The 12,250-nt window shown below is 46.9% G+C and carries 9 protein-coding genes; 4 read left to right on the top strand and 5 right to left on the bottom strand.

The genetic code is table 11. The features are described from left to right. Positions 1–122 precede the first annotated feature (122 nt). A complete protein-coding gene (locus K1Y79_RS28020; protein WP_220253533.1) occupies positions 123–1,031 on the bottom strand; it encodes a hypothetical protein in 909 nt (302 codons plus the stop codon). Positions 1,032–1,207: 176 nt separating this feature from the next. On the opposite strand from K1Y79_RS28020, the gene K1Y79_RS28015 reads away from it, so the two are divergent. Further along, positions 1,208–1,762, top strand: a complete 555-nt coding sequence (locus tag K1Y79_RS28015) for a hypothetical protein (RefSeq protein WP_220253532.1) — start codon at positions 1,208–1,210, stop codon at positions 1,760–1,762. 164 nt (positions 1,763–1,926) lie between these two features. Further along, entirely contained in the window at positions 1,927–3,957 is a 2,031-nt protein-coding gene (locus K1Y79_RS28010; RefSeq protein ID WP_220253531.1) for a beta-L-arabinofuranosidase domain-containing protein, read from the top strand. A gap of 64 nt (positions 3,958–4,021) precedes the next feature. On the opposite strand, the gene K1Y79_RS28005 is transcribed toward K1Y79_RS28010, so the two are convergent. After that, positions 4,022–4,936, bottom strand: coding sequence for a hypothetical protein (locus K1Y79_RS28005; protein ID WP_220253530.1), 915 nt, complete (start codon positions 4,934–4,936; stop codon positions 4,022–4,024). Positions 4,937–5,233: 297 nt separating this feature from the next. After that, positions 5,234–6,061: a hypothetical protein gene (locus K1Y79_RS28000; protein WP_220253529.1), complete on the bottom strand. Its 828-nt coding sequence runs from the start codon at positions 6,059–6,061 to the stop codon at positions 5,234–5,236. A 63-nt stretch (positions 6,062–6,124) separates the two neighbouring features. On the opposite strand from K1Y79_RS28000, the gene K1Y79_RS27995 reads away from it, so the two are divergent. Beyond that, the gene (locus K1Y79_RS27995; RefSeq protein WP_220253528.1) at positions 6,125–7,279 is read left to right on the top strand and encodes an alginate lyase family protein; all 1,155 of its coding nucleotides are present in this window, start codon (positions 6,125–6,127) and stop codon (positions 7,277–7,279) included. A gap of 625 nt (positions 7,280–7,904) precedes the next feature. After that, a complete protein-coding gene (fusA, locus tag K1Y79_RS27990) occupies positions 7,905–10,001 on the top strand; it encodes an elongation factor G (protein ID WP_220253527.1) in 2,097 nt (698 codons plus the stop codon). A gap of 74 nt (positions 10,002–10,075) precedes the next feature. On the opposite strand, the gene K1Y79_RS27985 is transcribed toward fusA, so the two are convergent. Continuing rightward, complete coding sequence (locus tag K1Y79_RS27985; protein ID WP_220253526.1) at positions 10,076–11,059, bottom strand: Hint domain-containing protein; 984 nt, start codon at positions 11,057–11,059, stop codon at positions 10,076–10,078. A gap of 12 nt (positions 11,060–11,071) precedes the next feature. Next, a complete protein-coding gene (locus K1Y79_RS27980; RefSeq protein ID WP_220253525.1) occupies positions 11,072–12,244 on the bottom strand; it encodes a pyridoxal phosphate-dependent aminotransferase in 1,173 nt (390 codons plus the stop codon). Positions 12,245–12,250: the final 6 nt, after the last annotated feature.

Here is a 12,250-nt window from a genome sequence, read left to right as displayed (position 1 = left end):
TGCCGCACTGGTAAGGCTTATTCACGGTCTCTCAATCAAGTTAGCCCATATTTTGAACTCACAGAAATCTTTTTTAAAACAGATAATCCTATTTTAAAATGAGGATTACATAAGGTATACTTTTACAGTATCCTGCTAAGATATTCTATGCCCAATCCCGATATAAAGAAACGCGCTTTTTTATTTTGCAGCAGCTTTTGTGTCCAGTTGACAAACCCACCGTCAGCAATCTCAATATCATTTCCCTGATGAGTGATCACCGCTTTATACTGTATTCCCTGATAGTAGGCGTTCGGACTTACTGTCGTATCCACCTGTATAGGGTGACTGTCCTTCAGGTGTCGTGTGATTGTTTCCAGCAGTTGCTCGCTGTTCTTATAACCTGCTCTTGGTTGCAATTTGAAGTACTGAACATCTATATCAAAAATCTCCTTTAATATGCGCTGTATTGCTGTAAAATGAGTGGTGATTGCGGTAGTCTCAAAGTTGTAATTTCCAGTATCTGTCCCTGCACTTACACAACAAGCAATAGTGAAGTGTGCGCTATGCCCTTTTACCTTTACCGGTGGTGTGCGTATATGGCGGTGTGTAGTACAAAAACTGCTGAATGCTTGGCTATGTAGTTGCTGCTGACTGGCAATATGTATCGCCATGGCATTGGTGGCGTCAGATAATACTTCTGTACCTCTGGTTGCACTGATAATCTTCTTCTGATCTACACTTCCCAATACTGAGGAAGTGCCTAATAACGATACAGGTGATAGTTCCAGCGGAGTAAAGTTCAGTGCTTGCAATAACTGCAATACTGCTAGTTCTTTAGTCCGAAGTTGTATCACATCCGTATCCGAGGGTTGTACAAACCGGTTAATCGCATATTGACGCAGCAGATCTGCCGGCCGCATGCTGGCTGTTTTCCTGTCAAATACTTCCAGTAATAAAGAGTTCAGTTCTGAGCCGGTTAATGTCTCTGCTAACAGTGTTACCAGGTCGCTTCCTGCTTTTTCTGCTATTTTATCCAGTATTGCCTGCATATATTGTTACTATTAAACGCCCGCTGCGCTTCACTAATATAAAACACTGTAGGTGATCTTCCATCAATCGCGCCCCCTTTTACTTTGCTAATGTTAGTAAACTATTCATAAGAAAGCCTGAACATGATAAGCATATATGAAATATTTGATTAATTTTCCTGTATAATTCATTTTAAATGCGAAACCAGCTTATCACAATGGCAGCTTGTCTGTCCGTCTTTTCATTCACTGCATGCCAACAGTCCCAGAACGGACAAAGTGGGCAACAAGACACTACTCAGCAAGTGCAGGACACTACCGCTGCTGTATCCGAAACACCTGCTGCAGATACTACTAATGCAGCGGCATTATCAACTGTAATGACTGTACCTGAAAAGGTAAAAGCAGGCGCTCCGATAATGGTGAAGTTCACCGTTACCAACAGCTCCGACAGAGAAGTAGAATTTTGTAAATGGCACACGCCATTCGAGGAGAAATTCCTTAATTCCTTTTTTGACATTCAGGATGCTAAAGGCGAGCCGGCACAGTATATCGGCCCAATGGCAAAGAGAGTATCACCGCCACCGGCTGATGCTTACACCAAAGTTCCTGCAAAAGGAAATGTTTCTGCTGAGATTGACCTGCTGAAAGGTTATAAACTCTCTGCTCCGGGAACATACAAAATCAGCTTTCAGGGTGCAGGCATCAGTGGCCTGTCCAACGTAAATGAAGCTACCTTCACTATCGAGTAATCCCTGTTACGGATATCTGAAAAAGCCTACAGCATCATGCTGTGGGCTTTTTTATGCCCAAAGCTATCTAGCTCCCTACGCTGTTATAATAAACTGGCAATAAATTATATTTTCGTTCTTCCCGGCGAACAACCCGCCCATCTCTCATCTTCCAACAACGTCATATGAAGATCATTGCTATTATTCCACTGCTCATTATGGGTTACTCCTGCGCTGTTACAGGCCAGGGCCGAAAGCATGCCCCACAGGTCCAACAGTACATTGCTAATCGTGCACCCTTGCACCAGAAACCTTACATCGAACTGCCATTAGGGGCCATTGAGCCACAAGGTTGGCTGCGTACTATGTTAATCAATCAAAAAAACGGCGCTACCGGCCAATTGGATCAGTTGTACCCGCTTGTTATGAACCATCGTAATGGCTGGCTTGGTGGCGACGGCGACCAGTGGGAAAGAGGTCCCTACTGGATTGATGGCCTGTTGCCGCTCGCTTATATCCTTAAAGACACAGCGCTGATCACCAAAGTCAGGCCCTGGATTGAATGGTCTATTAAGAGTCAGCAGCCTGACGGTTATTTTGGCCCTTCCACTGACTATCCCGCAGAACCTGGCCTCCAAAGGGATAATAGCCGGGACTGGTGGCCCAAGATGGTTATGCTGAAAGTATTGAAGCAATATTACACTGCTACCAGTGATAAACGTGTCATCACCCTGCTGACCAACTACTTCCGTTATCAGCTCCGGGAATTGCCTAAACATCCCCTCGACCACTGGTCTTTCTGGGGTAAATATCGTGGGGGAGATAACCTCATGGTTGTGTACTGGTTATATAATATCACCGGAGAACCATTCCTGCTCGAACTGGCTGACCTGGTGCATAAACAAACCTTTGACTACACCACCGCCTTTCTGGATAGAGACCTGCTAAGCAGACCTTACAGCATCCATGGCGTAAACCTGGCCCAGGGTATCAAGGAGCCGGGAATCTACTACCAGCAACATCCGGAGCAGAAATACCTCGACGCACTTAAGACGGGCTTCCGCGATCTTCGTTTCTACAATGGTATGGCACACGGCCTATATGGTGGCGACGAAGCCCTGCACGGTAATAATCCTACCCAGGGTTCAGAACTGTGTACTGCTGTTGAGATGATGTTCTCCCTGGAAAGTATTCTCGAAATTACCGGCGACGCGGCCTATGCGGATCATCTGGAAAAAGTAGCCTATAACGCGCTGCCGGCTCAGGTCTTTGAAAACTTCATTGATCGCCAGTACTTCCAGCAGGCCAATCAGGTAATGGCTACCCGCCATGTACGTAACTTCGATCAGAACCATGCAGGTACTGATGTATGTTACGGACTGCTGACGGGCTATCCCTGCTGTACTTCCAATATGCATCAGGGCTGGCCGAAGTTTACACAAAATCTCTGGTACGCCACAGCAGATAAAGGCCTTGCAGCGCTCGTTTATGCGCCCAGCGTAGTGAATGCCTACGTCGGCAACCAAATTCCTGTTTCCTTCAAGGAAGAAACGGCCTACCCTTTCGGAGAAACAGTAAGATTTACTTTCTCTGCGGATAAGAAAGCATCTGCTATTACATTCCCCTTCCACCTGCGCATCCCTGCCTGGTGCAAACAGGCTACGGTGAAGGTAAATGGACAAATTTATAAAGAGGCGGCTGGTAACCAGATTGTGAAGGTGCAACGGACCTGGAAAAACGGGGATGTAGTAGAACTGGTGCTGCCTATGCACATTAGGACAAGCAGATGGTACGAAAATTCGCTGGCGGTTGAGCGGGGTCCACTCACTTATGCGCTGAAGATGGAAGAATCTATCAAAAAAGTAGCTGTCGAGAAAGAGAAAGTGGATTTCGGAGATACGTACTATGAAGTACACTCCACTACACCCTGGAACTATGCCTTACAGGACGTTCCCGCCAATGAATTACAACAGGCTTATACAGTGGAGAAAAAAGATAGTCTGGTCAGCTACCCGTGGGATCAGGCACGTGCGCCCCTCCTTATCCGCACAAAGGCTAAACGGATACCTTCCTGGACATTATATAATGAAATGACCGGACCTTTACCTTACTCCATCATGTGGGGGCTGGAAACAACGCCGGCAGAAGAAATTATACTGATACCCTACGGATGTACCAAACTGAGAATATCCCAGTTCCCGGTTACAGGCCGTTAAGTCAGTACTATGCAGAAAGGCTGTTTTTACAAACGGTCTTTCTGCATAGTTGATATATGGTGACTTAGATTGTACCAATCAGCTTGGTATTGCCAAAGTCGCAGGCGCTACATCCATCCTGACCGAATGGTCCGTCGGAACCATAACAGGCAGCAAAATTCCAGTAAGCTCTGTCGCGAAATAAAGGTCCTTTACCCGGACTGCCCCAGTTGCCGCTATAGTTGAATTGAGTAGCGTTACAGCTCATTTGTACGAGTCTGTTGCCTGTCAATACTTCATCCTGCGCACCATTAGGATTTCTGTAATCACCCCAGTATGCGCACTCATATCCTGGCAGTGTAATGGAGCTGCCGAAATGATACATGCCATGTGCAAATTTACCTACCCATGCCTGTACCCGCGTACCTGCAGCAACGCTTCTCCAGTCTTTGGTATAATAACCGCCATGCTGGAAGTAAGTTACTGAAATGATACGCTGTGTAGATTGCCTGAATTGAATTACAACATGTTCCAGGTCATAATCATGCCCTCCCAGGTTAGAGAAGCAGTTTTCCTGGCGTTTATATGCCCACCAGTAGTCAATGAATATCCTGTCTGCATCACTTGGATGCACCTGTACATCATAGTAGGTAGGGAAGTCCTTACTTCTTGGTACAGTCTTGTCTACCAGTACAAGTTTACCTCCACATGCTTTTGTGGCGGGGTCAGAACTCGCAAAGATGTTCTCTACTGTTGTAGGATAGTCTGGTGATGCACGGTCAAATTTGATCAATGGTGCAAACTGTGTTGCCCATGCCTGAGCGGTGGCTCCGCTTACCTTCGTAGAACTTTCTGAACAGGCGCATGGAGCAGCAGCTGCTGCAGCAGCAATTGTTGACTCACTCTTCATCTGAGGCGCCAGTTCTTCGTCAGCTTTCTGACATTGTGTTAACAGTAATAAGCTACAGCAGCTTAGTAATAAGAGGGATGTTTTTCTCATGTATGATGGGTTTTTATGGAAATAAACGTGGTTTGACGAATATATTCGGGTCTGCTGCAATACCGGGTCAAGGATACTGAATATCTCCGCATTTCGTTTGCCGTGTAAATGCGTAAAGAAGCGATACCTGGTTAGGGTAAAGCCATATAAGTGCTGGCCTTATAAGGGTACATAGGTGTGCTATAAGGTGCAACAGGCGGAAGCAAAAATAGGAAAGGGCTTGTCAGTGTGTGTTATGGGAATATTAAGAAAATGTCATCTTTGTGAGTAGTAGTCAGGAGTATAAGTCACTATCCCCTACAAATAAATCGCTACCTTATACAAATACCACCCCTTCCCTACTTTCCGCAGCATCATTACCTTATCAGGTCTTAATTCGGGTAGATACCGTTCATCTGCCACATACAGATACCCCACCTGGTCATACAGTATATGAAAGTCAAAACATTGCTCCGGTAAAAAGCCGCCTTTCGTCACATTGCTGATCAACATAGACTGGTATGCCGGCGTGCGGCTATCTGCTAGTGTATTGCGATCATCCTGTAAGGTATAGTTAACCTGTTGTGCAGCAGCCAGCAATTGTTCAAAACCTGCTTTATGCCGGTTGAAGTGAGCGACAAGGGTGTCATCAGGAGAAAGCTTTAACCGCAGACTATGCAGTATGAAATCAAACGCTTCCCTGGTTTTGTACGCCGGGCTGCTGTACTGTTGTGATTCCTGTAGGATCGAGTCTATCTGGGTCTCTGTCAGTGATTCCATCTCCTGTTTACGCCTGTTATCTGCCCGGGCTAAGGTAGGCGCGCCAATAGCGTTTAGCTGCCATATGCCGCTATCTTTGCTGAAAAAGAGATACTTGTCTGCGTGCGGACCAACTGCCGCCAAATTCATCGCTATGACGCTGTTAGTGGCCGTTTGCCGTAGGATACGGAAGGAAGGCTGGACTCCTGCCGGCAAATCCTCCCCATTAGGGTGACCTTGATAATCACCTGTACTATGTAGCTGGATAAAATGCGGGTCCGCCTCTTTACTGAAGATCTTTTTGGCTACTGCCAATGGCTGGTTACCAGGTCGTGCACAGGCAGCTGTGAATAATGTCAGCAGGATAACAGGAAAACGCTTTATCATCCTGGCAAGGTAGGAAAATATCGCAGGAGTTTCGTAATATGTGTATATACATGTTGATAACCCATGAAACACGTTATTGCCTCACTGATACTCATCTGCTGCTATGCCTTTATGCCCTTCCCGCCGGATAAGGCTGTTGTTGAAGTACTACGCGGACAAGTGCTTGCCGAAGCTGCCTGGGCGCTGCAACAAGCACCTGTCACTGTAACCTCGGAAGTATGCGTACGTAGCGTTGGGGGTAAGCATGACTTCTATTCCGAAGGGGATTATTGGTGGCCTGTACCCGGATATCCTGATAGTCCTTATGTGCAGAAAGACGGCCTCACAAATCCTGCTAACTTTACCGCACACCGGTCAGCTATGATCCGTTTCAGCCGTATTGTAGGAGCACTGGCATCTGCTTACCGGATTACCGGAGATACCCAATATGTACATGCTGCACAGCGACACCTGCAAGCCTGGTTCACCGACACGGCTACTCTTATGCACCCCAACCTGTTATATGCGCAGGCTATCAAAGGCCGGTTCACCGGCAGAGGTATCGGTATCATTGACACAATTCACCTGATGGAGGTAGCGCAAGGGGTACTGGTGATGCAATACGATGCGACCTTCGACCGCACATTGCTGGACGGCGTTAAAAAGTGGTTCCGCGAATACCTGCATTGGCTCACCACACATCAGTATGGAAAGGACGAAATGAACGCTAAAAACAATCATGGTACCTGCTGGGTAATGCAGGTGGCTGCTTTTGCAAGACTTACCAGGGATAGTGCATTGCTGCAATTCTGCCGTAACCGCTACCGGGAAGTGCTATTGCCCAACCAGATGGCTGCGGATGGCAGTTTCCCGCTCGAACTTGCCAGAACCAAACCCTATGGATATTCACTCTTTAACCTCGATGCGATGGTCACCATCTGCCAGATATTATCAGATGGTGACAACAATCTGTGGACCTTTCAGCTACCTGACGGCCGCAGCATCCATAAGGGTATAGCATACCTCTATCCCTACGTTGCCGGCAAAAACCATTGGCCACTCAAGCCGGATGTGATGTACTGGAATGAATGGCCCGTTGCGCACCCGTTCCTGGTTTTTGGTGCGCTCACTTTCCAACGGCAAGATTGGTTCAATACCTGGAAAGGGCTGGAACATCAGCCCGATCATCCGGAGGTGGTCCGTAATCTGCCAGTACGCCACCCATTGATCTGGTTGTAAATACAGCGTTTTTACACGAATGAAAATCAGGTATACGTTTGAAAGACGCCTGACATAGTTGACTAGTAAAAAGCGAAAATCGATTGCTCATGATAGCTTACTATTTTCAAAAATCTATTAAGCGTTTATCTCTCAATTAATTACTGCATACTTGCTGCCGGTAACACGCAGACTGGCCATGCGCTTGTTTTGTTATATCAAAAATGTTCGTACATTTGTGCACGAAATTTGAAAACTATTACTCACAATGAATAACATTCTTACAAATCAATCAGCGTTCAACGCAAGTGCTGCTATCAGAGCAGTAATTGCTAGTACCTGTATTGTCTTAATTAAGAACGGGGAGGCAAATCCTTACCCGGATGTAAGAGGTTAATTATTGTCACTGAATATACTTCAGAGGCCTCTTCATCCGAAGAGGCCTTTTTATTTGTCTCCCCGTATCTCCCCACTACACACTATTTACACATAACATCATTTATAACCAGCAATATGAACGCTATTATCAAAATATTGACAATTTTATTTAAACCGCTCACCCGGTAACGTCAGTGCTTTGCATATTGCTGAAAGCCTTCCGTTACCACAACGGAAGGCTTTTTTATTAGCATCAAAATCAACAATAATGAAACGATTAGATAACTTCAGAAATATAGGTATCATGGCACATGTCGATGCAGGTAAAACTACCGTCACTGAGCGCATGCTTTATTATACAGGACTCACACATAAACTGGGTAGTGTTGATGAAGGTAATACCGTGATGGATAGCGATCCACAGGAAGAAAAACGTGGCATCACTATCTCCTCTGCTGCTATCACTACCTACTGGCAACTCAATGGTAACAAGCATCAGGTGAATATTATAGACACCCCCGGCCACGTAGACTTTACTGCTGAAGTAGAACGTTCCCTGCGCGTACTGGACGGTGCCGTTGCTGTGTTCTGTGCAAAGTCTGGCGTACAGCCGCAATCTGAAACGGTATGGCAACAGGCTAACCGGTACAATGTACCACGTATCATTATGATCAATAAAATGGACAGGCAAGGCGCTGACTTTTCCCGTGTCGTAAATGAGATACGCGATGTACTGCATACCAATGCGGTACCGGTACAACTGCCTGTCGGTGCGGAAGATGACTTCACCGGCGTCATTGACCTCGTCACTATGCAGGCATATGTATGGAGCAGTGATGATGGTAAAGCATACTCCATCACCGGCATCCCTGCACATCTGCTGGAAGATGCCTGGAAGGCACGCGTCCATCTGCTGGAAGAACTGTCGCTATACGACGAGACTATCTTCGAGAGTTATACCAATGACCCTGATAGTGTAGCAGTGGAAGACATCTACCGCGCCTTGCGCAACGCTACCTTACAGATGCAGGTAGTACCTGTACTCGCTGGCGCTGCCTATCGCAATAAAGGGGTACAGCCTTTGCTGGATGCTGTCGTTCGCTATCTTCCTGCGCCGGCGGATATGCCTCAGATACATGCGGTTAATCCGGAAACTGAAGCTGACCAATGGCTGACGGCTACTGAAGATGGTCCCGTTGCTGCGCTGGCCTTTAAGATCATTGCAGATGACTATGCTGGTAAATTGACACTCGTCAGAGTATATACCGGTACCTTACGCCCCGGCGATACTGTCTGGAATAGCCGTACGGGTAAGCACGTACGTATCAGTAGACTGATGCGCATTATGTCCGACAAGTTTGAAACTGCCGACGCAATTACTGCTGGTGATATTGGTGCTGTTGTAGGACTGAAAGACGTCCGTACCGGCGATACGCTCTCTGATCCGGACCAACCTCTATTGCTGGAAAAGATCAGCTTCCCGGAACCGATGCTGGGTTACGCTATCGAGGCGAAGGCGGCCAAGGATATGAATAAGCTGAGTGAAGCCCTGTCTAAACTGGTTGAAGAAGATCCGACGCTGCAGGTATCTGTTGATGCTGCTTCCGGCCAGACTATACTAAAAGGGATGGGCGAACTGCACCTGGAGGTAGTACTCGAAAGACTGGAAACAAATTACAACGTTGCCATCAACAAAGGCCGCCCGCAGATTGCGTACAAAGAGCTGTTCACGAAAGCTGTACAGCACAAAGAAGTCTACGCTAAACAAAATGGTGGAGCCGGTCACTATGCTGCAATTGTGTTTGAACTGTCGCCACGTGAAGATGGTCAGCCTGGACTGGAGTTTGTCAACGAAGTTACCGGTGGCGCTATACCGCGTGAGTTTATACCTGCCGTGAAGAAAGGATTTGAAGAAGCTATGAAGACAGGCGCACTCGCCGGTTATCCTGTACAGTCCATGAAGGTGCGTTTGCTGGATGGAGACATCCACGCTACCGACTCGCACGCGCTGGACTTTGAACACGCTGCGTTAACAGGCTTCCGTCAGGCTGCTGTAAAAGCTGCTCCCAATCTGCTGGAGCCATGTATGAGCGTAGAGGTAATATTACCCGAAGCATACACAGGCGCTATCACCGGTGATCTGAACCGACGCCGCGGTATGATAAAAAACATGGAGGTAAAGGCTAACGCACAACATATCAAAGCGGAAGTGCCTTTGTCTGAACTGTTCGGATATGTGAACACATTGCGTTCCTTGTCCTCCGGCAGGGCTGCTGCTACTGTCACTTTCCAGGATTATCAACTGGTGCCCGCAGGGATTGCCACTGAAGTACTGAGTAAAGGAGAACTACTGGTAAAGGCTTAATCGCGGATACCTCATACAAATAGAAAGGGAAGGGCGTCAATCCCCTTCCCTTTTGCATTTTCTGTGACCACGGTTTACTTCTGTAATACCATGATGTTGTTCATCATAAACGCGTCTCCACCTTCAGCAACAATGTTGTACACTGGTTGCTTGCCTCCGGCAGATTCGGTTTTGTTCACAACTGTATATTGAACGAGTGCTCTGGTGTGCGCATCCATACAAAGCAGCTGGTCGCCTTCGCTGACAGCTCCCATCTGCTTCCTGCCGGCTACTGTCAACACAGGATGATTCGGAGTAGCCTGTAGTAGTTTTCCTGAAAGTATCACTTCATGCATGCCTCCGCGCTGTTGCTCCTTGGCATGAATTATCAGTAGCCTGGTAATGGCATAATTTTCTGCTGTATGCTGTACCAGCTCCTTTACGCGGATGGTATGTGTCTGTTGGGTAGCCATATCCGGACTGATAATCTCATCTCCGGGACGGATATCCCGCAATGCTTTCTGCTTACCGTTTGCAAGATTTACCAGCTGATCTCCCGGAAAACAAATGTCCGTACCATAAGTGCCCGCTTCTTCCTTTACATCTTTACCGGCATGCATAGACTTATACAACTGATAACTGAACTCTTTGGATAACACATAAGACAGCTTCAGTACATAGTTTTTCTCTACTTTGTCAATGGCATGAATGTCTTCAAAGTATTGATTCCAGATGTCGGCATTGCTGTTGAACAGGGGCATTACTGCCGTATAGAGCTTGCCAGCTTCATTAGTATAGAATATCACGGTAGCGATATCCTGCATACTGTCCTTCGCTACCAGGCGATACAGATCAATGCGCTTTTTTTGTCCGTCATCGCCGGTAATAAGATATGGCTTGCGCATCTCATAGCGGTCAAGTACATACTCATTATTGAACTTTACGTAAGTGTCATTGTCCAGGTCTTTAACAGTAAACGTTTTTGCTTTGGTATATTCCGCCATTGTCATAGGGCGTGACTGTGCCATCAGGTGTACGATGGCCACAGTAAAGAGTAATGTCAGCAGATATTTCTTCATACAGTTATTTGATTAAGATAATTCTTTGAATGCAGCAGCAAATGCCTGCATCTCATCCATTCTTCCGATACTGATTCTACACCAGTGTGCGTTGTTCATTTTCCAGTTGCGCAGGCCTACGCCGCGTTTCATCATTTCTTCCTGAAAGCGCTCCCCATCCATCTTCAGTGGAAACATGACAAAATTAGCATGTGAAGGTATATAGGAGTATCCTTCTGCTTTCAGCGTGTCATATAGGAATTGCCGGCTCTCTATAGTCTTCTTCACTGTATCCTGTATATATGTTTTATCCTGGTAACTGGCTAGTGCGCCACTGATGGCCGGTGCTGACAAAGCTGCCCAGCTACAGGAGGTATTAGGTTGCAGCCTGGCAATGATTGCTGGTGGTGCAACAATGTAACCGATACGTAATCCTGCCAGTCCGTATACCTTGGAGAAGGTACGTGCTACAATGATGTTCTGTCCTTGCTTTACACCACGGATCATAGTAACCGCACCGGCATCAGGCAGATAATCAATATAGGCTTCATCCACGAAGACAGTCACCTTTTGGGATACCCTTTCGCAGAAAGCTTTGAGTTTATCTGCATCAACGATAGTTCCCGTGGGGTTATTCGGATTACAGATGTACACCACCTTCGTATCTGTGGTAATGGCCTTCTCCATAGCATCCAGGTCGTGGGTATAATCTTTGGTCAGCGGTACTTTGATCCATTGTGCTTTGACCTTTTCACAGCGGGTAGGCAGATCATCATAAGTCGTCTCAGCCGTTACTATGTTACCGCCGCTGCCTAATAGGCTGACAGCAGTGCCTAACAAGAGCGGAGAAGAGCCCGAACTGATCATCAGCATATCTGGTGTAATGCCCTCATGCGCGCATATTTTAGCTTCCAGTTCAGGTATCATCCGCATGGGGTATTGATAGCTGGTGGTTACGGCATCCATAATAGCTTTCTTAGCTGCCGGTGATGGTCCAAATGGATTTTCGTTGGCAAATAGCCGGGCTTTCAGATTTACAGGCAACTTAGGAGAAACGGCATAGTCAGTGGCATGAGCAGTGCTGTTGCCTGTAGCAGGAGCCGCCTGTAGTCTGCTGAGTGCCGGAGGAAGCATGGTCAGCCCCCCGGTAAACAGGGCTGTAGTTTTCAGCCAGTTACGTCTGTTCATGGAGTTGGTGGTACTCATAGCAAT

It is taken from the genome of Chitinophaga rhizophila, from assembly GCF_019492185.1.
In the GTDB taxonomy this organism is placed as follows: domain Bacteria; phylum Bacteroidota; class Bacteroidia; order Chitinophagales; family Chitinophagaceae; genus Chitinophaga; species Chitinophaga rhizophila.
The sequence above is the reverse complement of the archived record's forward strand: the minus strand, read 5'-3'. Positions and strand labels throughout refer to the sequence as shown.

What these genes read in the sequence shown, in the direction of transcription:
- K1Y79_RS28020 (WP_220253533.1), bottom strand. Translation starts at nt 1,031, where the DNA reads ATGCAGGCAATACTGGATAAAATAGCAGAAAAAGCAGGAAGCGACCTG.
- K1Y79_RS28015 (WP_220253532.1), top strand. Translation starts at nt 1,208, where the DNA reads ATGCGAAACCAGCTTATCACAATGGCAGCTTGTCTGTCCGTCTTTTCA.
- K1Y79_RS28010 (WP_220253531.1), top strand. Translation starts at nt 1,927, where the DNA reads ATGAAGATCATTGCTATTATTCCACTGCTCATTATGGGTTACTCCTGC.
- K1Y79_RS28005 (WP_220253530.1), bottom strand. Translation starts at nt 4,936, where the DNA reads ATGAGAAAAACATCCCTCTTATTACTAAGCTGCTGTAGCTTATTACTG.
- K1Y79_RS28000 (WP_220253529.1), bottom strand. Translation starts at nt 6,061, where the DNA reads ATGATAAAGCGTTTTCCTGTTATCCTGCTGACATTATTCACAGCTGCC.
- K1Y79_RS27995 (WP_220253528.1), top strand. Translation starts at nt 6,125, where the DNA reads ATGAAACACGTTATTGCCTCACTGATACTCATCTGCTGCTATGCCTTT.
- fusA (WP_220253527.1), top strand. Translation starts at nt 7,905, where the DNA reads ATGAAACGATTAGATAACTTCAGAAATATAGGTATCATGGCACATGTC.
- K1Y79_RS27985 (WP_220253526.1), bottom strand. Translation starts at nt 11,059, where the DNA reads ATGAAGAAATATCTGCTGACATTACTCTTTACTGTGGCCATCGTACAC.
- K1Y79_RS27980 (WP_220253525.1), bottom strand. Translation starts at nt 12,244, where the DNA reads ATGAGTACCACCAACTCCATGAACAGACGTAACTGGCTGAAAACTACA.